The following is a 22,700-nucleotide window of genomic DNA, read 5'->3' as shown; positions in this document are numbered from 1 at the left end:
AGGGCTGCCGGCTGGGCCAGGGCTGTCGGCTGGGCCACGGCCGGGGCGGCGGGGACCGGGCGGTGCCGCCACAGCCAGGCCACGTCGTGGCCGAACGACTCGATCAGCAGGAGCAGCGCGCCCGCCACCAGCGCCGTGGTGGCCACCGGCGGCAGCAGCCCGCTGGCCGCGACGGTCAGCAGCACGCCCTGCGCGGCGGCGACCACCTTGCGCCAGTACCGCGGCGGCAGCGGGTGCCGCATCCAGGGCAGCACCCAGTTCGCGGCGACGAAGGCGTACCGCATCCCGCCGATGGCGAGGACCCAGCCGCCGACGGTCGGCGCCAGGTGCACGCTCAGCACGAGGATCAGGAACGCGTCGACCTCCATGTCGAAACGCGCGCCCAGCGGGCTGGCGGTGCCGGTGCGCCGGGCCACCCGGCCGTCGACCGCGTCCAGCGCGAGCGCCACCGCGGTGAGCGGGACCAGCACCACCGCCGGCGCCGGTCCGGCGGCGCCGGCCACGACCAGGGCCAGCACCCCGCCGACCAGCAGCGCCCGGGCCAGGGTCACCCGGTCCGCCGGGCCGAGCCGGTCGGCGCCGGCCCGGCGCAGGCCGCGCCGCAGCAGGCCGCAGAGCACCACCGCGTACGCCAGGCCGGCGAGCCAGCCCGCCGCGCCGAGTCCCACCGCGCCGGCGAGCCCGGTGAGCAGGACGATCTGGACGGCCAGCCCGACCAATGGGCCATTTCGAACCGTGGACACCCTGCCTCCGTGTCTATGATCGACAACCCTGCCACCAACTACGGGGAAAGTGCCCGTTCGGTTCGGCCCGAAGCGCCAGCGAAGGAGAATTCGTGACCCGCGCCGCCCGCGCCTTCTGGCTCCGCGCCCCCGGCGAGGGCGAGCTGCGCCCGGTCGACCTGCGCCCGCCCGGCCCCGGCGAGGTGCTGGTCCGGACCCGGTTCTCCGGGGTCAGCCGGGGCACCGAGACCCTCGTCTTCACCGGCCGGGTCCCCGCCGACCAGCACGCCGCCATGCGCGCCCCGTTCCAGGAGGGCGACTTCCCCGCCCCGGTGAAGTACGGCTATCTCAGCGTCGGCACGGTCGAGGCCGGACCGGACGCGTTGCGCGGCCGTACCGTCTTCTGCCTGCATCCGCACCAGACCGCGTACGTCGTCCCCGCCGACGCGGTGGTGGTCGTACCCGATCAGGTGCCGGCGGCCCGGGCGGTGCTCGCGGGCACGGTGGAGACGGCGGTGAACGCCCTCTGGGACGCCGCGCCGCTTCTCGGCGACCGGGTGACGGTGATCGGCGGCGGCATGGTCGGCTGCTCGGTCGCCGCCCTGCTGGCCGGCTTCCCCGGCGTCCGCGTGGAACTGGTCGACGCGGACCCGGCGCGGGCCGGGGTGGCCGCCGCGCTCGGGGTCGACTTCGCCCTCCCGGCCGACGCGGCCGGCGGGCGGGACCTGGTGGTGCACGCCAGCGCCACCGCCGACGGCCTGCAGCGCGGGCTGGACCTGCTCCGCCCGGAGGGCACCGTGCTGGAGCTGAGCTGGTACGGCGACCGGCCGGTCACCCTCGCCCTGGGTGGCGCGTTCCACAGCCGGCGGCTCGGCATCCGCAGCAGCCAGGTCGGCACCGTCTCGCCCCGGCGGGCCGACCGCAGCTACGCCGACCGGCTGGCGCTGGCCCTGGACCTGCTCGCCGACCCGAGATTCGACGCGCTGCTCACCGGCCGGTCCCGGTTCGACGAACTGCCCGACGTGCTGGACCGGCTCGCCTCGGGCCGGCTCCCCGCGCTCTGCCACCTCATCACCTACGCCGAGGAGTGATCGTGTTCAGCGTGACCGTCCGGGACCACATGATGGTCGCCCACAGCTTCCGCGGCGAGGTGTTCGGCCCCGCCCAGCGGCTGCACGGCGCCACCTTCGTCGTCGACGCCACCTTCCGCCGGCCCGACCTCGACGCCGACGGGATCGTGGTCGACATCGGCCTGGCCACCGAGCAGCTCAAGGCCGTCCTGGGCGGGCTGACCTACCGCAACCTGGACGACGAGCCGGCCTTCGCCGGGGTGAACACCACCACCGAGGTGCTGGCCCGTACGGTGGCCGACCGGCTCGCCGAAGCGATCCACGCCGGACGCCTCGGCGAGGGGGCGCGCGGCCTCGCCGGGATCACCGTCACCCTGCACGAGTCGCACGTCGCCTGGGCCAGCTACGAGCGTGCCCTCTGACCGGCGATGACCGTGGTCCACGTGGTGCTGCCGGGTGACATCGACGACCCGGCCAGCCCCAGCGGCGGCAACGGCTACGACCGGCGGGTCTGCCGGGGGCTGGCCGCGCTCGGCTGGACCGTGCGCGAGCACCCGGTGGCCGGCGGCTGGCCCCGCCCGGCGGCGGGGGAGCGGGCCGCCCTCGCCGGGGTCCTCGCCGCGCTGCCCGACGGCGCCCTCGTCCTGCTGGACGGCCTGGTCGCGTCGACCGTGCCGGAGGTGCTCACCCCGCACGCCCGGCGGCTGCGCCTGGTGGTGCTGGTGCACCTGCCGCTGGACGACGAGGTCGAGGCGCGGGCCCTGGCGGTGGCGGCGGGCGTGGTGTGCACCAGCGGGTGGACCCGGCGGTGGCTGCTCGACCGGTACCCGCTGCCGCCCGACCGGGTGTCGGTCGCCGCGCCCGGTGTGGAGCCCGCGCCGCTCGCCCCCGGCGCGACGACCGGCCGGCTGCTCTGCGTCGCCGCGGTCACCCCGCTCAAGGGCCACGACGTGCTCGCCGCCGCCCTGGCCGCGGTCGCCGACCTCGATTGGACCTGCGACTGCGTCGGCGCGCTCACCCGGGACCCGGCCTTCGTCGAGCGGCTGCGCGGGCAGCTCACCGACGCCGGCCTGGCCGGCCGGGTACGCCTGTCCGGCCCCCTGGTCGGGGCCGCGCTGGACGCCGCGTACGCCGCCGCCGACCTGGTCGTCATGCCGTCCCGGCAGGAGACGTACGGGATGGTGGTGACCGAGGCCCTGGCGCGGGGCCTGCCCGTGCTGGCCAGCGACACCGGCGGCCTGCCCGACACGCTCGGGTACGCCCCGGACGGTGCCCGGCCCGGGCTGCTGGCCCGTCCCGGCGACCCGGACGCGCTGGCCGCCGCGCTGCGCCGCTGGCTGACCCGGCCACGGCTGCGGGCCCGGCTGCGGCACGCCGCGCGGCAGCGGCGGGACACCCTCACCGACTGGACGGTCACCGCGGACCGGCTGGCCACCGCCCTCAAGGAGGCGACAGCGGCATGACCACCCAGCTACCCCCTGACTTCGCGGACTGGCTGCGGCTGCGCGAGCCGGTCGACGCGGCGGCCCGCTCGGCCGAGCTGGTCGACGCGGTCCGTGGCCGGCTTCCCGGCGGCCGGCCCCTGGTGGTGCACGACCTGGGCAGCGGCACCGGCGCCATGGCCCGCTGGCTCGCCCCGCGGCTGCCCGGCCCGCAGCGTTGGGTGCTGCACGAGCGGGACGTCGACCTGCGCCGGCTCGCCGTGGCCGAGCCGGTGTGCGCCGCCGACGGCAGCCCAGTCAGCGTCGAGACCCGTGGCTCGGACATCACCCGGTTGACCGCCGCCGACCTCGCCGACGCGCACCTGGTCACCGCGTCGGCACTGCTGGACATGCTCACCGCCGAGGAGGTCGAGCGGATGGTCGCGGCCTGCGCCGGCCATCCGACGCTCTTCGCGATCTCGGTGCTCGGCCGGGCCGAGTTCACCCCGGCCGACCCGCTCGACGCCGAATTCGAGGCCGCGTTCAACGCCCACCAGCGCCGCACCGTCGAGGGGCGGACGCTGCTCGGCCCGGACGCCGTGACCGCCACCCTGGCGGCCTTCCGCCGCCGGGGGGTGCCGGTCGAGGTCCGGCCCAGCCCGTGGCGGCTCGGTCCGGAGCAGGCGATGCTGACCGCCGACTGGCTGGCCGGCTGGCTCGACGCGGCCGTTGACGAGCGGCCGGAGCTGGCCGGGTCGACCGGGGCGTACCGGCGGCGACGGCTGGCGGAGGCGGCGGCCGGCCGGCTGCGGGTGGTGCTGCACCACGCCGATCTGCTGGCCGGATGAACCATGCGGCGCCGCGGTACGTGACATCCGGTGGACCCCGGGAGGACCACGTGTCACACGCCACCGTCGCGGCGGCCGCCGCCGGCCCGCTCCTCGTCGCCCCGGCCCGGCTCGTCGCGCCCGCCGCGCCGGTCGGGCCCGTCGCGCGGCTCGCGCCCGTCGTGCCAGCAGCGCCGGTCGCGCCGCTCGCGCCCGTCGCGCTGCTCGTGCCGTCAGCGCCCGTCGTGCCGGCAGCGCCGGTCGTGCCGGCAGCGCCGGTCGTGCCGGCAGTGCCCACCGCGCCCGTCGTGCCGGCGGCGCCGCCGGCCAACAGCGCGCCGGGCCGGTCGCCCTGGGCGTGGGTACGTACCCTCGGCGGGCTGGGCCTCCTCGCCGTCCTGGTCTGGTGGGTGGGCACCGGCCCGTTCCTCGCCGGGCTGCGGCTGATCGACGCGCCGGCCCTCGTCGCCGCGCTCGCCATCGGCGCGCTCACCACCGTCTGCTGCGCCTGGCGCTGGTCCCTGGTCTCCGGCGGGCTCGGCGTACGGCTGCCGCTGGCGGAGGCCGTCGCGCACTGCTACCGGGCGGTGTTCCTCAACTCCACGCTGCCCGGCGGGGTGCTCGGCGATGTGCACCGGGCGGTCCGGCACGGCCGGGAAGCCGGGGACGTCGCGCGGGGCGTGCGGGCGGTGGTCTGGGAGCGGACCGCCGGCCAGCTGGTCCAGCTGGTGATCGCGGTGGTGGTGCTGGCGGCGCTGCCGTCGCCGGTGCGGCCGTACCTGCCGGCGCTGGTCACCGTGCTGGCCGCCGGCGCGGCCGGGTTGGCGCTGGCCGCCCGGGCGGTGCCCCGCTCCGGGGCCTCCCGGTGGGCCCGGGCGGCCCGCACCGCGGTGGCGGACGTCCGCGCCGGGCTGCTCGCCCGCCGCACCTGGCTGGGCGTGCTGACCGCCTCCGCCGTGGTCGTCGCCGGCCACCTGGCCACCTTCGTGATCGCGGCGCGCACCGCAGGCGCGGACGCGCCGCTGTCCCGGTTGGTGCCGCTGACCCTGCTCGCCCTGCTCGCCATGGGACTGCCGGCGAACGTGGCCGGCTTCGGCCCGCGCGAGGGGGTCGCCGCCTGGGCTTTCGCCGCCGCCGGCCTGACCGCCGCCCAGGGCATCGCCGCCGCCACCGTGTACGGGGCGTTGGCGCTGGTCGCCAGCCTGCCCGGGGCGGTGGTGCTGGGGTGGCGCCGGCCGGCTTCCCGGCTGCCCGGCGACTGTCGGTGATCCGGCCTACGGTGAGGGTGCGAGGTGTGCGTTGCCGGCCCGTCCGGCAGCCCCGGACGGAGGAGAACGATGGACGACAGGCTGCCCACCGCTACGGTCCGGACCCAGGTCACGGTCCCGCTGCGCTTCCCCGACGGATACGTCACCACCGCCCGGGTCTACTCCTTCCACGGCCTGGTGGACGACCGGGAGCACCTCGCCTTCGGGCTCGGTGACCGGGCCGCCGGTGACCGGCCGGACGCCGACCTGCCCCCGCCGCTGGTTCGCCCGCACAGCGAGTGCCTCACCGGGGACGTCTTCGGCAGCCAGCGCTGCGACTGCGGGCCACAGCTGCGGGAGGCGGTCGAGCGGATCGCCGAGGCCGGGGGATACCTGCTCTACCTGCGCCAGGAGGGCCGGGGCATCGGCCTGTACGCCAAGCTCGACGCGTACGCGCTGCAGGACGGGGGGCTGGACACCTACGAGGCGAACGTGGCGCTCGGCCGGGGCGCCGACGAGCGGGACTACACGGTCGCCGCGCAGATGCTCGCCGCGCTGGGGGTGAGCCGGGTGACGCTGCTCAGCAACAACCCCGACAAGGCCGACCAGCTCGACCGCCTCGGCGTGGCGGTGGTCGACCGGATGCTCACCGGGGTGCACCTGTCTCCGACCAACGCGGCCTATCTCGCGGCCAAGGTCACCCGCGCCGACCATGCCCTCGACCTGCCCTTCGTGCCGTGAGCGCCCGGCCGTACGTGCTGCTCAGCTGCGCGATGTCGATCGACGGCTACATCGACGACGCGTCGACCGAGCGGCTGGTGCTCTCCAACGACCACGACCTCGACCGGGTCGACGAGGTGCGGGCCGCCTGCGACGCGATCCTGGTCGGGGCGGCCACCGTCCGGCGGGACGACCCGCGGCTGCTGGTGCGCTCCGAGCGGCGGCAGGCCGACCGGCTGGCGCGGGGCCTGCCCCCGTCGCCGGTGAAGGTCACCGTCACCGGCAGCGGCGATCTGGATCCGACGGCCCGGTTCTTCACCTTCGGCGACGGGGCGAAGCTGGTCTACTGCCCGAGCGGCGCGGTGGAGAAGACCCGGGAGCAGGTGGGCGACGTGGCGACCGTGGTCGACGGCGGTGAGCCGGTCACGCCGCAGGCGGTGGTCGACGACCTGGCCGTCCGGGGCGTACGCCGGCTGATGGTGGAGGGCGGCGGCAGCTTGCACTGCCAGTTCCTGACCGCCGGCCTGGCCGACGAGCTGCACCTGGTGGTCGCGCCGTTCTTCGTGGGGGACTGCCGGGCGCCGCGTTTCGTCCGGGACGGCCGCTTCCCCTGGCACCCGGGGCGCCGCGCCCGGGTGGTCGAGGTGCGCCAGATCGACGACGTCGTCCTGACCCGCTACGCGCTCTCCGACCGCTGCGACGCCTAGCGGTTCTGCCCGCCCCGGCGGGAGGCCGGCGTGCTCCGCTCCAGCGCCCGGCGCGGTTCAGGACGCGGGACTCGGCAGGCCCAGCGCCTCGTCGACCCGGTTCAGCACCGCCACGTCGTCCTTGCCGACCCCGCGCAGCAGGTCGATCGCGGTGGCCCGGATCTGGCCGACGATCATGACGACGGGCAGCGGCGGGTCGGCGTCGAGCAGTTCGGCACCGATCCGCACGGCCGCGAGGGCGGCGTCGTCGGCCTGGCCGGCGTGCCGGCCCGCGTCCTGACCGGTCAGGTCGGTGGCCAGGGCCGCACCGGCGGCGCGGACCGCCGCGGCGAGGGAGCGGATCGCCGTGCCCAGCTCGTGCGGGGTGGCGGTGTGCAGCCGGGTCAGGGCGACCGCGTTGCGGGCCAGCACCCGGATGTTGCGGACCGCGTAGTCGAGGTGCCGGGCGGTGGCCTCGACCTGTTCGAGCTGGCCGAGGTGCCGGCGGCGGCGGACCCGCAGCCGCAGCGACTCGGCGCAGGCCCGCACCGCCGACCGGAGCCGCTCCACGCAGCCGTCCACCTCCCGGGCCCGGTCCAGCGCCGCCTGTGCCAGGTCGGCGTCGCAGCGCTCCAGCGCCTCGTCGACCCGGTCGAGCAGGTCGGCCAGGTCGGCGTACGTCCGTCGGGCCTCGGTGACCAGCGGGGCGAGCGGGTCCCGGGCGACCACCAGCTGACTGGCCGCCAGGGCGACCGCTCCGCCGATCAGCGCGTCGACGAACCGGAACGGCCGGAAGTCGCCCTTGGGCGCGGCCACCACCACCAGGTAGAGGGCGGAGATGGTGGTCTGCAGGATCAGCGTGCTGCTCGCCCCGGCGGCGACCGTGACGCCCAGGGTGAGCAGCAGGACCAGCAGCATGGTCAGGGTGCCCGGCCCGAGCGCGTGGATCATCAGGTCGGCGGTGAGCACGCCGCCGGCGACCCCGAGAACCAGCTCGACGGTCTGCCGTACCCGCTGCCCCCGGGTCTCGCCGAGCACCATCAGCGTCGCGCTGGGCGCGAAGAACGGATCGGGGTGCCCGATCAGCCGGGCGGCGATCAGCCAGGCCACGGTCGCGGCCAACGCCGCCTCGACCACCGGAACCCAGGCCTGCCGTAACCGCCCCAGGGCGGCCCTCCACCACTTGCGCACGAACCTGGTCCTCTCCTCGGGACCGGCGCACCCACGGACCCTCCGTTCCGGCCGCAGCGGCTTCTACCCGCGAAGTTGATCGTCGTAACCGGACCGTTGGCGCAGATGGCGGGATCGGCCCCGCGGCCCGTGCCGGGCGGCACCGCCGGCGGGCGCCCTCGCGCCCTCCACCCGCGGGCCGGCGACATCGGGACCGGCTCTTGTGCGCGCCCCGCGATCCCCATTAGTTTGTTTACGATCCATACGAACCACGTCCACCCCCATCCTGCGTGCACCTCCACACATCCCTTTCTCGAAGGGGGACCGATGACTTTGCAGAGCCCCGACCCGGGATCTTCGCGTCGCCACTTCCTCAGCCTGGTGGGCCTCGGCGTGGCGGCGACGGCCGCTGGTCCGCTGCTCGCCGGCTGCTCGGAGAAGCCCGCCGGCTCCGGCGCCGCGCAGCAGCTCGACGCCGTCTCCGGCGTGCTGCCCAGCCACCAGGACCTGGCCAACAGCATCAAGCCCGACATCATCGGCACCCGTCCGGTGCCCGACGGATACACCACCTATCCCGGCACGCTCGTCGACGCGATCGCCGGCAAGCCGGGGACGAGCGGCAAGCAGGTCACCGCGATGACCCCCGCCTGGGGCCCGGCTCCGCCCGGCATCGCGCAGAGCGCCTACCTGCAGGCGGTCAACGCCGAGCTGGGCACCCCGGTCAACTTCACCATCCAGGACGGCAACACCTACGCCGACAAGCTCAACGCGATGCTCGGCGCCCGGGACGTACCGGAGCTGCTCTGCGTGCCGAGCTGGGAGGTGGAGAAGATTCCGCGTTTCGCCGAGGCGATCAAGGTCCTCTTCGAGGACCTCACCGACCACCTCAAGGGCGACGCGGTCAACACGTACCCGATGCTGGGCACCTTCCCGACCGGCGCCTGGCGCAACGCGGTCTGGAACGAGCGGCTCGCGGCGGTGCCCAACCCCACCGACGGGCCGTTCCCCTGGGCCCTGTTCACCCGCAAGGACCTGCTCGACGCGCGCGGCCTGGCCGTCCCGAAGAGCCTCGACGAACTGCTCACCATGGCCAAGCAGGTCACCGACCCGGTGCGCAAGGTGTGGGCGTTCGACGACGTCTTCGCCATGATCCAGATGTTCCACAAGGTGCCCGGCTCCAAGGGCGGGTGGCGGCTGAAGTCCGACGGGACGCCGGAGTTCAAGTACGAGACCCCGGAGTACCGCCAGGCCCTCGAGGTGATGGCCAAGATCTACAAGGACGGCCTGGTCCACCCGGACATCGTGGCCAGCAAGGGCGCGGACGCCAACCAACTGTTCGCCAAGAACGGCGCCATCGTCTTCAAGCAGGCCGGCGTCGGGTTCTGGCAGGGCGCCCAGGCCGAGCACCAGAAGACCAACCCCAAGTTGAACATCCAGCCGGTGCCGATCTTCTCCGCCACCGGCGGTGACCCCCTGGTCTGGGGTGACGACGAGCCGATCTCCTACACCTTCATCAAGAAGGGCCTCGGCAAGGACCGGGTCGAGGAGCTGCTCCGCATCATCAACTGGTGCTCCGCCCCGCTGGGCAGCCAGGAGGCTCAGCTGCGCGACTTCGGCGTCGAGGGCAAGCACCACACGAAGACGCCGAACGGGCCGGTGAAGACCGACCTGGCCTTCAAGGAGATCGCCAACCAGTACTTCTTCATCAGCGGCCGCAACCCCACGGTCGGCCCGTACCCCGACACCCCGCACTACGTGCCGGACGTGCTGAACTACTCCAACGAGATGGTCAAGTTCCTGGAGAAGGACCCCTGGGACGGGGTGAAGCTGGAGATGCCGGCCGCCTACAAGGCCAACCAGGTGCCGACGGAGGACAAGTTCACCGACGTGCTGCGGGGCCGGCGCCCGCTCAGCGACGTCGACGCCATCGTCGCCGAGTGGAAGGCCAACGGGGGAGAGGAAGCCAGGCAACTGCTCGCCAAGTCGCTGCCCAAGGCAGGGCGGTGAGCGAGTCGACCGTCGTGGTCGGGCCCGACCGGGCCCGACCCGGCGGGTCGACCGCACCGGCGCGACCCACCCGCCGCCGCCGCGCACCGCTGCTGGCCCGGCTGCGCCGGGACTGGCAGCTGCTGGCCATGGTCGCGCCGGGCTTTGTCATCCTGTTGGTCTTCAGCTACGTGCCTATCCTCGGCAACGTCATCGCCTTCCAGGACTACAACCCCTACCTGGGCGACAACCCGTGGCAGGCGTTCGTCCACAGCAACTGGATCGGCTTCGGCCAGTTCCAGCTCCTTTTCGAGGACCCGGCGTTCTGGGACGCGTTCCGCAACACCCTGGCCATCACGGCGTTCCAGCTCGTCTTCTTCTTCCCGCTGCCGATCCTCCTGGCGATCATGCTGCACAACCTGCTCTCCAGCCGGCTGCGCGGCTTCATCCAGACGGTCGTCTACCTGCCGCACTTCTTCAGCTGGGTGCTGGTGATCACCTTCTTCGTCGCCATGCTCGGCGGCGCGGGCCTGCTCGCCCAGACCATGCGCGACGCCGGGCTCCAGCCGTGGAACGTGATGACGAACCCGCACACCTTCATCGTCCTGGTCACCGTCGAAGCGGTGTGGAAGGACGTGGGCTGGGGCACCATCGTCTTCCTCGCCGCGCTGTCCACCATCGACCAGAGCCTCTACGAGGCGGCCGCCGCGGACGGCGCCGGACGATGGCGACGGCTGTGGCACATCACCCTGCCCGGCCTGCGTCCGGTGATCGTCCTGCTGCTCATCCTGCGCCTCGGCGACGCGCTCTCGGTCGGCTTCGAGCAGTTCCTGCTGCAACGGGACGCCGTCGGCCGGCAGGCCGCCGAGGTCCTCGACACCTTCGTCTACCACTTCTCCATCGCCACCGGTAACTACGGCTACGGCGCGGCGGCCGGCCTGTTCAAGGCCGCCATCGGGCTCGGCCTGATCCTGGCCGCGAACCGGGTGGCGCACCTGCTCGGCGAACGAGGGATCTACTCGAAGTCATGACCACCATCATCCGCAGGCACCCCGGGGCACGGCCCCGCCGCCCGGTGTGGGACGAGAAACCGACCGCGGTCGGCCAGGGTCTGAAGGCCATCCTGCTCGCCCTGCTGGTGCTCGGGGTGCTCTTCCCACTCTGGGTGATCCTGGTGACCAGCCTCTCCTCCCGGCAGGCCATCGCCGACGCCGGCGGCCTGGTGGTCGTCCCCCGGGGCATCGACACGTCGGCCTACGAGACCATCTTCGCCGGTGGGGCCGTCACCCGGGCGCTGTGGATCAGCACCATCGTCACGGTGGTCGGCACCGCGATCGCGCTGACCGTCACCGTGCTCGCCGCCTACGGGCTGTCCCGGCCGGGCACGCTGGGCCACCGCTGGCTGCTCGCCTACTTCCTGATCCCGTTCCTGGTCTACCCGCCCCTGGTGCCCCGCTACCTGGTGGTCACCGGGCTGGGCCTGAAGGACACCATCTGGGCGCTGGTCCTGCCGCCGGCGATCAGCGTGTTCAACCTCGTCGTCGTGCGCGGCTTCTTCCAGGGCATCCCCCAGGAGTTGCTCGACAGCGCCCGGATCGACGGCGCCAGCGACTTCCGCACCCTGGGCCGCATCGTGCTGCCGCTGTCCCGCGCGGTCATCGCCGTCGTCGGCCTGTTCTACGCGGTGGGCTACTGGAACGTCTGGTTCGACGCGCTGCTGTTCATCGACCGCAACGACATGTACCCGATCCAGCGCGTGCTGCAGAGCTACCTGCTGGCCGGGCAGGCGCCGCACACCTCCGGCGGGACCAGCGGGGTGACCATGCCACCCACCGAGTCGATCAAGATGGCGGTGGTGGTGCTGACCGTCGCGCCGATCGTCGCCGTCTACCCGTTCATCCAGCGGCACTTCATCAAGGGCGTGCTCATCGGCGCGGTCAAGGGTTGACCGCGCGTCACAGCACCTGGGACAGGAAGCGGCGCAGCCGCGGATGCTCCGGCGCCTCGAACACGGCGGCCGGTTCGCCGGCCTCCAGGACGACGCCGTGGTCCATGAAGGCCACCGTGTCGGCGACCTCGCGGGCGAAGCCCATCTCGTGGGTCACCACCACCATGGTCATGCCGGCCGAGGCGAGGTCGGCCATCACCCCGAGCACCCCCTTGACCAGTTCCGGGTCGAGCGCCGAGGTGGCCTCGTCGAAGAGCATCACCTGGGGGCGCAGGGCCAGCGCCCGGGCGATCGCCACCCGCTGCTGCTGGCCGCCGGAGAGCTGGGCCGGCCGGGCGTCGGCCTTGGCGGCGAGCCCGACCAGGTCGAGCTGCTCCCGGGCGATCCGCACCGCCTCGTCCTCGGGGAGCTTCTTCAGCCGGCGCAGGGCGAGGGTGATGTTGCGCAGGACGGTCATGTGCGGGAAGAGGTTGAACTGCTGGAACACCATGCCGACCCGCTGGCGCAGCGCGTCCGGGTCGTCGCCCAGCACGCTGCGACCGTCCAGCAGCACGTCGCCGCGGTCCGGTTCGATCAGCCGGTTGACGGTGCGCAGCAGCGTGGACTTGCCGGAGCCGGACGGGCCGATGACGCAGGCGGTGGCGCCCCGGGCCACCGTCAGGTCGGCGCCGCGCAGCACCCGGTGCGCGCCGAAGGCGAGGTGCACGTCCCGGACGGCGAGGCTGACCGGGGTGGCGGTGGTGGTGCTCATCGCGGGTCCTTCCCGATCGCGGGTACGAGATCGGCGTCGAGGTCGGCGCCGGCGACCGCCGGGCCCTGGCGCAGCCGGCGGTCGATCCAGTTGACCGCGTGGGTCAGCGGCACGGTCAGCACCAGGTAGAAAAGGCCGGCCAGCAGCAGCGCGGACTCGTTGCCGGTGGTGGCCGCGTAGTCCTGGCCGATCCGGAACAGCTCCCGCTGGCTGGCCACCAGGCCGAGGAAGTAGACCAGGCTGGAGTCCTTGATCAGGGCGATCAGCTGGTTCACCCAGGCGGGCAGCACCCGGCGTACCCCCTGCGGGACGATGACCAGGCGCATCGCCTCGCCCCAGGAGAAGCCCAGCGCCCGGGCCCCCTCCAGCTGGGCGGCCTCGACGCTCTGGATGCCGGAGCGGAAGATCTCCCCGATGTAGGCGGCGGCGATCAGCGACAGCGCCAGCACGCCGAGCGGGTAGGGGTTGGGGCCCCACACCCGCATGCCGAGGGGTGCCAGGCCGATGCCGATGAGCAGGATGGTCGCCGCGGCCGGCAGGCCGCGGAACACGTCGGTGTAGACCCGGGCCGGCCAGCGCAACCATCGGGTACGCGAAATGCCGGCGATCGCCAGCAGCATGCCCAGCACCGAGCCGAGCAGGGCGGCGGAGACCGCCAGGATCAGCGTGTTGGGCAGCCCGACGGTGAGCATCTCGGGCAGCGCCTCGCGCATGGCGTGCCAGTCGAAGAAGGTCTCCCAGAGGGTGCTCAGTGGATCCATGGCTCCGTCCGCCCTGCTCGTCTCCGTGGTTCAAGTCAGGAAGCCGCCGACGGCGACGGCGCGGTGACCGTGCCGCTGCCCGGCTTGAAGTCGGCCGGGATCGGCCGGCCCGGGTAGTACTGCGCCTGCAGCCTGCTCCAGGTGCCGTCGGCGATCACCTCGTCGAGGCCCTTGTTCAGCGCCTCGCGCAGCTTGTCGTTCCCCTTGGCCACCGCGTACGCGGTCGGGGCCGGGCTGAGCTGCTTGGCGGCCACCTCGACCTTGCCGTTGCTGTCGGCGGCGGACTTGTCGCCGATCTCGGCAGGGGCGATCCAGGCGTCGGCGGTGCCCGCCTTGAGCTGGTTGATCGCGCCGTTGTAGTCGGGCACCCGCACCGGGTTCAGGTTCTGCTTCGTGGCGTAGTCGTCCTGCACGGTGCCCTGCACGACCACCACCCGCTTGCCGGCGAGCTGGTCGAAGCCGGTGATCGACGAGCCGGCCGGCACGTCGAGCCCGAAGTAGCCGAAGTCGTAGCCGTTGCCGAAGTCGACGGTCTTCCTCCGCGCCTCGGTGATGGTGATCGACGAGCTGCCCACGTCGAACTTGTGGTTGTTGACCTGGGACAGCAGGGCCGAGAAGTCGGTGCCGACGAACTCCACCTTCAGGCCCACCTTGGCGGCGACCGCGGTGAGCAGGTCGTTGTCGAAGCCGGTGAACTTCCCGTCCTTCAGGTAGACGTTCGGCGGGGCGTCGGTGAGCGTACCGGCCCGGAGCACGCCGGGCTGGAGCAGGCCGTACGGGTTGGCGGCCTCGTCGGTGGAGCCGCCGTCACCGCAGGCGGTCAGCGCGGTGGCGGCGAGCACGGCGGCGGCGCCGAGGGTGGCGACGCGGGTCAGGGCGGAACGGATGCGCACTTGTCTCTCCAGAGTGGATGGACGCGCGGCGGCGCGCCGGGACGGGCGCCGCCGGAGCCGGCGGAGCCTCGAGGTGGATCAGAAAGGGGAGGGGTGGCGCGTCAGCGCGCGCCGGCGCGGCGACAGGCGTCGCTGCACACCCGCATCAGGTCGACGTGCCGGCGCTTGACCAGCGCGAAGCGGGCCGGGTACGCGACGGCGTCGACGGGCGGGGTGCGGAACTGAGCAGACATGGTTCTCCCTGGTCGTTGCTGACCTGGGTACCAGGCCACGCTTGCACCGGGCGGCTGCCGGTGCCTGGTCCTCACCCGGGGCACCCCACCGCGGAGGAGGGTTGCCGGCCAGCGAGCCGGGGCTTGACGCTGGCGCTCATGACCTGCCGAGAAGGCTAGCAGCAGTCCCGCCCCGGACGTCCAGCCGTTATGACCACCCTCACGTACCGTGCCTTACGCCCGCTCGGTCCGGACGGCGGTGTCCGCCGCCACCGGTGCGGCGGCATCCCGCGCGGCCTGCCCCGTGGTGGCCGGCCGGTTGTCGACCGGTCCGCGCAGCCGGTCCTCCAACCCGGGGACGAAGAAACAAAGTTCAAGCGTCCTGCGCTCGGCCCAGAACCGCAGCACCACGCTGCGCCAGGCGGCGCCGGCGGCGGTGGCGGCCAGGGCGAGCGCGGCGGTCACCATGGCGGCGCCGCCGTGCCCGCGGGCCACCTCGACGCCGGCCAGCGCCGCGCCGACCAGCAACGGTACGGTGACGTTGCGCAGCATCAGGCCGATCGCGCGCATCCGGGTCACCTCGGCGGTCACCTCGCGGTTGTGCAACTCGGCGGCGGCCAGCAGCACCCCGTTGGGTGCGTCGAGCATGGGGCTGCCGGCGGCGGCCGGCAGGCGCGCCTCGAACACCCGCCGGGCGTCGAACCGCGCCCACCGCCAGAACGGCAGGGCCAGGTCCACGATCCGGCCGAGGCCGTAGGTGGCGCCGCCCAGCACGTAGCTGAACAGCGCGAAGCCGGCCACCAGCAGTACGCCCGGCAGCCGCTGCACCCGGCCGAGCTGCACCACGTCGAGCCGTACGGCGAGACGGCCGGCCAGGGTCAGGTACAGCGAGCCGGGAGTCAGATAGGTGAACAGGTCGAAGATGCCGACGCTGAACGTCATCGGACCTCGCAGGGGGACACCTTGCACGGGTGGACGCCGTACCGGCATCCACCCTAGGTGGCACGGGCAAACCCGGCGATCGTCGCCCGGGTCAGGACCGATGCGCGGGGGCGGTTTCGTGGGTCCGGGCGGGCATGATCGGGGCGTCCCGGCCGGTGCCGTGCCGGGACGGGTGCCTGCTCTCGTGGTAGTCCTGCTCGACGTTGACCGTCCAGACGTCGTGGTCGGCGCCGTGCGCGATGTTCTCGGCGGCCAGCATGGCGGTGAGCATGGAGTGGTCCTGGTTGTTGTAGCGGTGCATCCCGTTGCGGCCGACCGGGTGCACGTTCGGCACCTCCCGGGCCAGCCAGTCCCGGATCACGTCGACGTTGCGCTGGTAGCGCTCGTCGTACACGGGATAGGCCTTCGGCATGCGGACCACGTAGCCGGTCTCCACGCAGCCGGGCCGGACCAGCCCGAGCCGCTCCAGCTCGGCGGTGGCGAAGGCGACCAGGTCCGCGTCCGGGGTGCGCCACATCTCGTCGTTCTCGAAGACGAAGTACTCCAGCCCCAGGCAGGTCCGCCCGCCCTTCACCAGATAGGGCGACCAGGAGCCGAAGTTCTGGATCCGGCCGACCTTCGCCGCCGGGTCGTGCACGTAGATCCAGTTGTCCGGGAAGGAGAACTCCTCCGGCACCACCAGCGCGACGGTCAGGAAGTCCCGGTAGCGCAGGTCGTCGGCGGCGGCCCGGACCTCCGCCGGCGCCGGCGGTCGCAGGGCGCGCACCAGCGCGGAGATCGGCATCGAGGAGATCACGTGGTCGGCCGGCTCGGTCCGCTCCCCGGCCTCGTCGAGCACGGTCACGCCGGTGGCGCGCCGGGCGGCCGGGTCCCGGTGCACCGCGCTCACGCGGGTGCCCGTCCGGACCGTCCCGCCCCGCTTCTCCACTTCCTCGGCGCACCGCTCCCACATCATCCCGGGGCCGTGCCTGGGGTACTGGAACTCCTCGATCAGGCTGGTCACGTCCTTGCGGTTGCGCCGGGGCAGCAGCGCGCCCAGCACCGCGGTGGACAGCGAGAGGTTCTTGATCCGCTGGGCCGCCCAGTCCGCCTGCAACTGGTCGGCCGGCATGCCCCAGACCTTCTCGGTGTACGTCTTGAAGAAGATCGAGTAGAGCCGCCAGCCGAACCGGGCGGAGACCCAGCCCTCGAAGTGGGACTGGTCCTTCGGTGGGCGCAGCCGGGCCCGGCCGTACGAGCCGACGCAGCGCAGCGCCTCCAGCAGGCCGAGGTTGCGCAGCGCGTTGCCGGCGTTGAGCGGGTAGTCGTAAAGGGCGCCCCGGTAGTAGATCCGGCTCATCCGCGGCCGGAGCAGGAAGTCCTCGTCCGGCAGGATCTCGTGCCAGAAGTCCTCGACCCGGGAGACCTTGGTGAAGAACCGGTGCCCGCCGATGTCGAACCGCCAGCCGTCCCGCTGCACGGTCCGGCTGATCCCGCCCACCACGTCGTCGGCCTCGTAGACCCGGACCGCTTCCCCGTGCCGCAGCAACTCGTAGGCGGCGGTCAGGCCCGCCGGTCCCGCCCCGATGACCACGGTGCCGTTGTCCCCGTCCATGCCGTCCGTGCCCCCCGCCGCCAGCGTGCCGATCGCGGCAGCGCCCTTACCCGTCCCGCGCGCCGACTCACCTGCCCGGCCCCGACCCGTACGGATGAACCAACGGTCACCCGATCGGGGAGCATGAACCATGACGAAACGGGAAAACGGGCCGATGCTCGGCGGGCGGGTCGGTGGAGGTGGGATGGCGGACGAGCCGGCGGTCGGCGCCGCCGGGACCCGTCGGCCGGGCCGGCTGCGGGACCTGGCGGCGCGTGTTCCCGCGCCGTGGGGGTTCGTGCTGGCCGTCTTCGTCGCCACGAAGGTCGTGCTGAACCTGATCGGCGTGCTGGTGCTGGCCGCCTGGGACGGGGTGCCGGGGGCGCCGCCGGCCGCCGAGGTGGGCATGCGGGCCCAGCAGGAGGATGTCTCGCCGCACCGCTGGTTCTCGCTCTGGTTCGCCTGGGACTCGTTCCTCTACGACCACCTGGCCCGGCTGCCACTGGACCGGCCCTGGCCGGACTTCGGCTTCCCGCTGCTCTACCCGTTCCTGGCCCGGGCCGTCGCGCCGCTGCTCGGCGGGCACACCGCCGGGGCGCTGCTGCTGGTCAGCAACGTCGCGTTGGTGTTCCAGCTCTACTACGCGTACCGGCTCGGTGGCCGGCTGCTCGGCGCGGAGCGCGACGACCCGGTCGGTGGCCGGCGGTTCACCCGGTACCTGCTGCTGCTGCCGACCGCCTTTCTGTTCCAGGCGGCACTGACCGAATCCCTGTTCGTCTGCCTCGCCCTGGCCGCCTTCTGGTACGCCGAGCAGCGCCGCTGGCTGGTGGTCGGGGTCGTCGGCTACTTCCTGGCGCTGAGCCGGTCGGTCGGCTTCCTGGTCGTCATCCCGCTCGCCCTGGTGCTGCTGCGCCAGCACGACTGGCGGCTGACCGGCCGCAGCCTGCCGCGGTACCTGCGGCTGGGCTGGCCGCTGCTGCTCGTTCCCGCCGGCTGGCTGACCTTCATGGCGTTCTGCCGGTGGCAGAGCGGCGACTGGTTCGCCTACCAGCACGCCCAGGAGAAGGGCTGGGGGATCAAGGTGCAGGACCCGCTGTGGGTGGCCTGGCACGCGCTGACCGACGGCAACTCCGCCGACGCGCTCCGGGTCTGGATGGCGGTCGGGATGCTGGTCGTGGCGGCCGTCGGGCTGCGGCGGCGGGCCGACTGGCCGTACCTGGTCTACACCCTCATCGTGGTGCTGGTGCCGCTCTCCATGGGGCCGGCGGTGTACAAGAGCCTGCTGCGCTACCTGCTGGCCGCCTTCCCGGTCGCCCTGGTGCTGGCCCGGTGGGCCCGGGCCGGCGGCGTCGATCCGTGGCTGACCGCCGGGCTGGCGGTGCTCCAGGGCGCCCTGTTCGCGGTCTGGCTGGCCTACTGGACGCACCTCATCATCTGACCGGCCGTCGCCCGAACGGCCGCCGTGATGATCGAAAACCCGTATCCGGGCCGGGCGCCGCGCACTAGGTTGCGAGGATGTTCGCTCTTCCGCTGACCGACGACGCCGAGCTGCGCCCGCTGGAGCCGTGGCACGCCGACGAGTTCCTCGCCAACCTCGACCGGTGCCGGGAGCACATCTCCCCCTGGGTGGGCGCCTCCTTCGTGGCCACCGACGCCGGGTCCGCCCGTAAAGTGCTGCAGAACTACGCCGACCGGTGGGCCCGCGACGACGGCGGCATCTGGGGCATCTGGCAGCGCGGCACCCTGGTTGGCGGGGTGCTGTTCGTCTCCCTCAACACCACCACCGGCGTCTGCGAGGCCGGCTGCTGGTTGGAGCCGGCAGCCGAGGGGCGGGGCCTGGTCACCCGCGCCGCCCGCGTGATCATCGACTGGGCCATCCGGGCACGCGGCATCCACCGGGTGGAGTGGGTGACCAAGGCCGGCAACGAGCGCAGCATCGCCGTGGCGCGGCGGCTGGGCATGCGCCGCGACGGCGTGCTCCGGGCCGCCGTCCCGACCCCGACCGGCCGGGCCGACATGGAGGTGTGGTCGGTGCTGGCCCCGGAGTGGCAGCCGGAAGGGTAGGCCCGCGGCGGGGTTTTGTCGTACCCGGACGTGAACATCTGTCCATGGCTGCCCCCGCACTGGCCGACCGGTCCCCCCAGCCGCGCGCCCTGCCGCTGCGCGAGGTCCGCACCCGGCTCACCCAACTCGTCACCCTCGCCGAGCTGACCGACACCGTCACCGTCGTCACCCGCGACGGCGACCCCCGCCCGATCGCCGCGATCGTGCCCGCGCCCGCCGCACGCACCGCGGCCCAGGCCCGGGCCGACGCCGAGCGGGTCGCCGCGATCAGCGCCGGCTGGTCCCGCCGGCTGGAGGAGTCGCACCGGCAGAGCAGCCGGCGGCACGCGGCGGAGCGGCGGGCGCTGGCCGACGCGCTCGCCGAGGTCTGGGCCGAGCTCGACCGGCGGGTCCCGGCCGGTGACCCGGCGCTGGCCCGGCTCCGCGCCGCCCACGCCGACCTGCTCCGCGACTGACCCCCGCCGCGTGCCGTGCGGCTCAGTCCCGGCCGCGTTGGGCCCGGTACCGGCGGATCAGCACCGCCGTCGACGAGTCGACGTCCGCCAGGTCCGGCGCGTCCCCGGTCAGCTTCGGCGCGAGCTGGTTGGCCATCACCTTGCCCAGCTCCACGCCCCACTGGTCGAACGCGTTGATGTCCCAGACCGCGGCCTCGGTGAAGGTGATGTGCTCGTAGAGGGCGATCAGCTGGCCCAGCGTGGCCGGGGTGAGCTTCGGCGCGATGATCGACGTGCTCGGGTGGTTGCCCGGCATCACCCGGTGCGGCACCACCTCCGGCTTGGTGCCCTCGGCCTCGACCTGCTCCTTCGTCCGGCCGAAGGCCAGCGCGGCGGTCTGCGCGAAGAAGTTGGACATGAACAGGTCGTGCATGTCGCCGAGGTCGTGGTTGGGCTGGCTGAACGCGATGAAGTCCGCCGGGATCAGCCGGGTGCCCTGGTGGATCAGCTGGTAGAAGGCGTGCTGGCCGTTGGTGCCGGGCTCGCCCCAGAAGATCTCCCCGGTCGGGTACGTCACGGGGGTGCCGTCCACCCGCACCGACTTGCCGTTGCTTTCCATGGTCAACTGCTGCAGGTACGCCGGGAACCGGTGCAGGTACTGCGCGTACGGCAGCACGGCGTGCGTCTCCGCGTCGAGGAAGTCCGTGTACCAGACGTTGAGCAGGCCCAGCAGCGCCGGCACGTTCCGCTCGATCGGCGTGCCGCGGAAGTGCTCGTCGACCGCGTGGTAGCCGGCCAGCATCTCCCGGAACCGCTCCGGACCGATCGCCAGCATCACCGACAGGCCGACCGCGGAGGGCAGCGAGTACCGGCCGCCCACCCAGTCCCAGAAGCCGAACATGTTCTCCGGGTCGATGCCGAAGTCGCGGACCCGCTGCTCGTTGGTGCTCACCGCGACGAAGTGCCGGGCCACCGCCGACTCGTCGGCGTCCAGGCCGGCGAGCAGCCACCGGCGCGCCTGGTTGGCGTTGGCCAGCGTCTCCTGGGTGGAGAAGGTCTTGGACACGACGATGAACAGGGTGCTGGCCGGATCCAGGTCGGCGACCTTGTCGTGGATGTCGGTCGGGTCGATGTTGGACACGAACCGGCAGCTGATCCCCGCGTCCCGGTACGCCTTGAGCGCCTCGTACGCCATCACCGGCCCCAGGTCGGACCCGCCGATGCCGATGTTGACCACGGTGGTGATGCGCTCGCCGGTGGCCCCCCGCCACGCGCCCGAGCGCACCCGCTCGGCGAAGGCCGACATCCGGTCCAGCACGGCGTGCACGTCGGCGATCACGTCCTGCCCGTCGACCACCAGCGAGGCGTCGCGCGGCAGCCGCAGCGCGGTGTGCAGGACCGCCCGGTCCTCGGTGGAGTTGATGTGCTGCCCGGCGAACATCGCGGCGATCCGGTCGCTGAGCCGGACCCGCTCGGCGAGCACCGTGAGCAGTGCCATCGTCTCGTCGGTGACCAGGTTCTTGCTGTAGTCCACGTGCAGGTCGGCGACCTCGCCGGTGAGCCGCTCACCCCGCTGCCCGTCGGCGTCGAACAGCTCCCGCAGGTGCGTGCCGCGCATCGCCTCGGCGTGCTTGCGCAACGCCTGCCATTCGTCCGTGGTGGTGACGTCCACAGCCATCGGCTCGATCTTCTCCTTCACGACGGGGTCTGCCAGCGGGCCGTCGCGCCGCTGCCGGCCACCCCACCAGCCTGCCACCCGGGCCCGGTGCGCGCGACGCGACCCGCGATCGCCCACCCCTCGGGAGCGGCGTTGGGACAGCTGTTCGACCCGCGCCTGGCTTGACCTCGAGTGCACTCGAATTCCTAGCGTGGCGGGACCGGCCGCCGCCCGGTCAGCGCGGCGTAACCCAGGGAGCATTCGCATGCGCTACCGCGTCCTCGGCGGCACCGGCATCGAGGTGAGCGTCCACTGTCTCGGCACGATGATGTTCGGCGCCGTCGGCAACCCCGACCACGACGACTGCGTACGGATCGTCCACGCCGCCCTCGACCGGGGCGTGAACGTCGTGGACACCGCCGACATGTACTCCGCCGGCGAGTCGGAGGTCATCGTCGGCAAGGCGCTGAAGGGCCGCCGGGACGACGTGGTCCTGGCCACGAAGGTGCACTTCCCGATGGGGGAGGGGCGCAACCGGGGCGGCAACTCGCGGCGCTGGATCGTCCGGGAGGTCGAGGAGAGCCTGCGCCGCCTCGGCACCGACTGGATCGACCTCTACCAGGTGCACCGACCCGACCACACCACCGATGTCGAGGAGACGCTGGGCGCGCTGACCGACCTGGTCCGGGCCGGCAAGATCCGCGCCTTCGGCTGCTCGACCTTCCCGGCCGAGGAGATCGTGGCGGCGCACCACGTCGCCGAGCGGCGGGCGCTCGGCCGGTTCCGGACCGAGCAGCCGCCGTACTCGATCCTGGCCCGCGGGGTGGAGTCCGGGGTGCTGCCGGTCTGCCAGCGGTACGGCATGGGCGTTCTGGTGTGGAGCCCGCTGGCCTCCGGCTTCCTGTCCGGCCGGTACCGGCAGGGCCGTCCGGTCGACCTCGGCACCGGGCGGCCCGCCCTCACCCCGGCCCGGTTCGATCCGGCGCTGCCCGGCAACGCCGCCAAGTACGCCGCCGTGGAGGCCCTGGCCGCGCTCGCCGACGAGGTCGGCTGCACGCTGCCCGAGCTGGCGGTCGCGTTCACCGTGGCGCACCCCGCGGTCACCTCGGCGATCATCGGCCCGCGCACCATGGCGCAGCTGGACGGCCTGCTCGGCGGCGCGTCGCTCACCCTGGACGACGCGGTGCTCGACCGGATCGACGAGATCGTGCCGCCCGGGGTCAACCGCTACCAGCCCGACGGTGTCTGGGCGCCGCCCGCGCTCACCGACCCGGCCCGCCGCCGTCGGCCGCTCGCCGAGCGGGCGGCCGCCTGAGCCGGCCGTCCCACGGCGACCGTCCGCCCTCGGCGTCCAGCGGGACCGCCGGGGGTGGACCTGGCGCCCGCCGCCTGTCGAGCTGATGTCGTGGACGACTCACTACGCCCGGCGGCGGCCGCCACGTCCGTGCCCGCGGGCGACGGCGAGTCGCCGGTGACGTCAGCTCCGGAGCGACCGGGGCACGGGCCAGCCGGGCGCGGCAACGCGGTCGCGCCGGGACGAACCAGGCTGGACGCCGGCCGCCGGGCTCCGGCAGGATGCCCGGGATGGCTACCCCGACCGCCCGCCGCGCCGCCGC

The 22,700-nt window shown here is 73.6% G+C and carries 23 protein-coding genes and 1 riboswitch; of the genes, 14 read left to right on the top strand and 9 right to left on the bottom strand.

Annotated features, from left to right (window positions below; all coding sequences use genetic code 11):
* A partial coding sequence (locus EFE23_RS22850) for a CDP-alcohol phosphatidyltransferase family protein (RefSeq protein ID WP_148058506.1) occupies positions 1-743 on the bottom strand: 743 nt, incomplete at its 3' end.
* Between the two features lie 92 nt (positions 744-835).
* Here EFE23_RS22850 and EFE23_RS22845 point away from each other — a divergent pair.
* The 7 genes from EFE23_RS22845 to EFE23_RS22815 all read left to right on the top strand — a co-directional run bounded on the left by EFE23_RS22845 (position 836) and on the right by EFE23_RS22815 (position 6,714).
* The gene (locus EFE23_RS22845; RefSeq protein ID WP_123242982.1) at positions 836-1,813 is read left to right on the top strand and encodes a zinc-dependent alcohol dehydrogenase; all 978 of its coding nucleotides are present in this window, start codon (positions 836-838) and stop codon (positions 1,811-1,813) included.
* Between the two features lie 2 nt (positions 1,814-1,815).
* A complete protein-coding gene (locus EFE23_RS22840; RefSeq protein WP_123242981.1) occupies positions 1,816-2,214 on the top strand; it encodes a 6-pyruvoyl trahydropterin synthase family protein in 399 nt (132 codons plus the stop codon).
* Between the two features lie 6 nt (positions 2,215-2,220).
* Positions 2,221-3,255 carry a glycosyltransferase family 4 protein gene (locus tag EFE23_RS22835; RefSeq protein WP_123242980.1) on the top strand — a complete coding sequence of 345 codons (1,035 nt, stop codon included), beginning with the start codon at positions 2,221-2,223 and terminating at the stop codon, positions 3,253-3,255.
* Entirely contained in the window at positions 3,252-4,061 is an 810-nt protein-coding gene (locus tag EFE23_RS22830) for a small ribosomal subunit Rsm22 family protein (protein ID WP_123242979.1), read from the top strand. The genes EFE23_RS22835 and EFE23_RS22830 overlap by 4 nt, the downstream gene beginning before the upstream one ends.
* 287 nt (positions 4,062-4,348) lie before the next feature.
* Positions 4,349-5,308: a lysylphosphatidylglycerol synthase transmembrane domain-containing protein gene (locus EFE23_RS22825; protein ID WP_233601110.1), complete on the top strand. Its 960-nt coding sequence runs from the start codon at positions 4,349-4,351 to the stop codon at positions 5,306-5,308.
* A 69-nt stretch (positions 5,309-5,377) separates the two neighbouring features.
* On the top strand, positions 5,378-6,028 hold the full coding sequence (locus EFE23_RS22820) for a GTP cyclohydrolase II (protein ID WP_123242977.1): 651 nt from the start codon (positions 5,378-5,380) through the stop codon (positions 6,026-6,028).
* Positions 6,025-6,714 (top strand): RibD family protein, encoded by a 690-nt coding sequence (locus tag EFE23_RS22815; RefSeq protein ID WP_123242976.1) that lies wholly within the window; start codon positions 6,025-6,027, stop codon positions 6,712-6,714. The genes EFE23_RS22820 and EFE23_RS22815 overlap by 4 nt, the downstream gene beginning before the upstream one ends.
* Positions 6,715-6,771: 57 nt before the next feature.
* Here EFE23_RS22815 and EFE23_RS22810 read toward each other — a convergent pair whose 3' ends face one another.
* Positions 6,772-7,884, bottom strand: a complete 1,113-nt coding sequence (locus tag EFE23_RS22810) for an FUSC family protein (protein WP_123242975.1) — start codon at positions 7,882-7,884, stop codon at positions 6,772-6,774.
* Between the two features lie 306 nt (positions 7,885-8,190).
* On the opposite strand from EFE23_RS22810, the gene EFE23_RS22805 reads away from it, so the two are divergent.
* From EFE23_RS22805 to EFE23_RS22795, 3 genes are read left to right on the top strand one after another with little or no spacing between them, the layout of a single operon-like run.
* Positions 8,191-9,870: an extracellular solute-binding protein gene (locus tag EFE23_RS22805; protein WP_123242974.1), complete on the top strand. Its 1,680-nt coding sequence runs from the start codon at positions 8,191-8,193 to the stop codon at positions 9,868-9,870.
* Positions 9,867-10,880 (top strand): ABC transporter permease, encoded by a 1,014-nt coding sequence (locus EFE23_RS22800; protein ID WP_123242973.1) that lies wholly within the window; start codon positions 9,867-9,869, stop codon positions 10,878-10,880. The genes EFE23_RS22805 and EFE23_RS22800 overlap by 4 nt, the downstream gene beginning before the upstream one ends.
* Positions 10,877-11,797 (top strand): carbohydrate ABC transporter permease, encoded by a 921-nt coding sequence (locus EFE23_RS22795; RefSeq protein ID WP_123242972.1) that lies wholly within the window; start codon positions 10,877-10,879, stop codon positions 11,795-11,797. Before EFE23_RS22800 ends, EFE23_RS22795 begins: the two co-directional genes overlap by 4 nt.
* Positions 11,798-11,804: 7 nt before the next feature.
* Here EFE23_RS22795 and EFE23_RS22790 read toward each other — a convergent pair whose 3' ends face one another.
* The 6 genes from EFE23_RS22790 to EFE23_RS22770 all read right to left on the bottom strand — a co-directional run bounded on the left by EFE23_RS22790 (position 11,805) and on the right by EFE23_RS22770 (position 16,950).
* Positions 11,805-12,548, bottom strand: a complete 744-nt coding sequence (locus EFE23_RS22790; protein ID WP_123242971.1) for an amino acid ABC transporter ATP-binding protein — start codon at positions 12,546-12,548, stop codon at positions 11,805-11,807.
* Complete coding sequence (locus EFE23_RS22785) at positions 12,545-13,309, bottom strand: amino acid ABC transporter permease (protein ID WP_123242970.1); 765 nt, start codon at positions 13,307-13,309, stop codon at positions 12,545-12,547. Before EFE23_RS22785 ends, EFE23_RS22790 begins: the two co-directional genes overlap by 4 nt.
* 35 nt (positions 13,310-13,344) lie before the next feature.
* Positions 13,345-14,202: an ABC transporter substrate-binding protein gene (locus tag EFE23_RS22780; RefSeq protein ID WP_123242969.1), complete on the bottom strand. Its 858-nt coding sequence runs from the start codon at positions 14,200-14,202 to the stop codon at positions 13,345-13,347.
* A gap of 101 nt (positions 14,203-14,303) precedes the next feature.
* A complete protein-coding gene (locus tag EFE23_RS29350) occupies positions 14,304-14,435 on the bottom strand; it encodes a hypothetical protein (RefSeq protein ID WP_255421173.1) in 132 nt (43 codons plus the stop codon).
* Between the two features lie 32 nt (positions 14,436-14,467).
* Positions 14,468-14,579: riboswitch (SAM riboswitch) on the bottom strand.
* Between the two features lie 69 nt (positions 14,580-14,648).
* Positions 14,649-15,356, bottom strand: a complete 708-nt coding sequence (locus tag EFE23_RS22775; RefSeq protein ID WP_199737179.1) for a hypothetical protein — start codon at positions 15,354-15,356, stop codon at positions 14,649-14,651.
* A 91-nt stretch (positions 15,357-15,447) separates the two neighbouring features.
* Positions 15,448-16,950, bottom strand: a complete 1,503-nt coding sequence (locus EFE23_RS22770) for an NAD(P)/FAD-dependent oxidoreductase (protein ID WP_123242968.1) — start codon at positions 16,948-16,950, stop codon at positions 15,448-15,450.
* Positions 16,951-17,080: 130 nt separating this feature from the next.
* Between EFE23_RS22770 and EFE23_RS22765 the strand changes: the two genes are divergently transcribed.
* From EFE23_RS22765 to EFE23_RS22755, 3 genes are all read left to right on the top strand, one after another.
* Complete coding sequence (locus EFE23_RS22765; RefSeq protein ID WP_233601109.1) at positions 17,081-18,367, top strand: hypothetical protein; 1,287 nt, start codon at positions 17,081-17,083, stop codon at positions 18,365-18,367.
* 77 nt (positions 18,368-18,444) lie between these two features.
* Complete coding sequence (locus tag EFE23_RS22760) at positions 18,445-18,993, top strand: GNAT family N-acetyltransferase (RefSeq protein ID WP_123242967.1); 549 nt, start codon at positions 18,445-18,447, stop codon at positions 18,991-18,993.
* 44 nt (positions 18,994-19,037) lie between these two features.
* Entirely contained in the window at positions 19,038-19,448 is a 411-nt protein-coding gene (locus EFE23_RS22755; RefSeq protein WP_123242966.1) for a type II toxin-antitoxin system Phd/YefM family antitoxin, read from the top strand.
* A gap of 22 nt (positions 19,449-19,470) precedes the next feature.
* Here the strand turns inward: EFE23_RS22755 and pgi are convergent, their stop codons facing one another.
* Entirely contained in the window at positions 19,471-21,105 is a 1,635-nt protein-coding gene (pgi, locus tag EFE23_RS22750) for a glucose-6-phosphate isomerase (RefSeq protein ID WP_123242983.1), read from the bottom strand.
* Positions 21,106-21,349: 244 nt separating this feature from the next.
* Here pgi and EFE23_RS22745 point away from each other — a divergent pair, with 244 nt between their 5' ends.
* Positions 21,350-22,399, top strand: coding sequence for an aldo/keto reductase (locus EFE23_RS22745; RefSeq protein ID WP_123242965.1), 1,050 nt, complete (start codon positions 21,350-21,352; stop codon positions 22,397-22,399).
* Positions 22,400-22,700 lie beyond the last annotated feature (301 nt).

Origin of the sequence: Micromonospora solifontis, assembly GCF_003725545.1 — a bacterium.
Classification (GTDB): Bacteria; Actinomycetota; Actinomycetes; order Mycobacteriales; family Micromonosporaceae; genus Micromonospora; species Micromonospora solifontis.
This window is presented reverse-complemented; position numbering and strand designations above follow the sequence as displayed.

Bases quoted from the DNA above. Each gene is read 5' to 3' on its own strand.
- EFE23_RS22805 (WP_123242974.1), top strand. From the start codon at position 8,191: ATGACTTTGCAGAGCCCCGACCCGGGATCTTCGCGTCGCCACTTCCTC.
- EFE23_RS22790 (WP_123242971.1), bottom strand. From the start codon at position 12,548: ATGAGCACCACCACCGCCACCCCGGTCAGCCTCGCCGTCCGGGACGTG.
- EFE23_RS22770 (WP_123242968.1), bottom strand. From the start codon at position 16,950: ATGGACGGGGACAACGGCACCGTGGTCATCGGGGCGGGACCGGCGGGC.
- EFE23_RS22785 (WP_123242970.1), bottom strand. From the start codon at position 13,309: ATGGATCCACTGAGCACCCTCTGGGAGACCTTCTTCGACTGGCACGCC.
- EFE23_RS22830 (WP_123242979.1), top strand. From the start codon at position 3,252: ATGACCACCCAGCTACCCCCTGACTTCGCGGACTGGCTGCGGCTGCGC.
- EFE23_RS22755 (WP_123242966.1), top strand. From the start codon at position 19,038: ATGGCTGCCCCCGCACTGGCCGACCGGTCCCCCCAGCCGCGCGCCCTG.
- EFE23_RS22765 (WP_233601109.1), top strand. From the start codon at position 17,081: ATGACGAAACGGGAAAACGGGCCGATGCTCGGCGGGCGGGTCGGTGGA.
- EFE23_RS22775 (WP_199737179.1), bottom strand. From the start codon at position 15,356: ATGACGTTCAGCGTCGGCATCTTCGACCTGTTCACCTATCTGACTCCC.
- pgi (WP_123242983.1), bottom strand. From the start codon at position 21,105: ATGGCTGTGGACGTCACCACCACGGACGAATGGCAGGCGTTGCGCAAG.
- EFE23_RS22835 (WP_123242980.1), top strand. From the start codon at position 2,221: ATGACCGTGGTCCACGTGGTGCTGCCGGGTGACATCGACGACCCGGCC.
- EFE23_RS22820 (WP_123242977.1), top strand. From the start codon at position 5,378: ATGGACGACAGGCTGCCCACCGCTACGGTCCGGACCCAGGTCACGGTC.
- EFE23_RS22745 (WP_123242965.1), top strand. From the start codon at position 21,350: ATGCGCTACCGCGTCCTCGGCGGCACCGGCATCGAGGTGAGCGTCCAC.
- EFE23_RS29350 (WP_255421173.1), bottom strand. From the start codon at position 14,435: ATGTCTGCTCAGTTCCGCACCCCGCCCGTCGACGCCGTCGCGTACCCG.
- EFE23_RS22795 (WP_123242972.1), top strand. From the start codon at position 10,877: ATGACCACCATCATCCGCAGGCACCCCGGGGCACGGCCCCGCCGCCCG.
- EFE23_RS22760 (WP_123242967.1), top strand. From the start codon at position 18,445: ATGTTCGCTCTTCCGCTGACCGACGACGCCGAGCTGCGCCCGCTGGAG.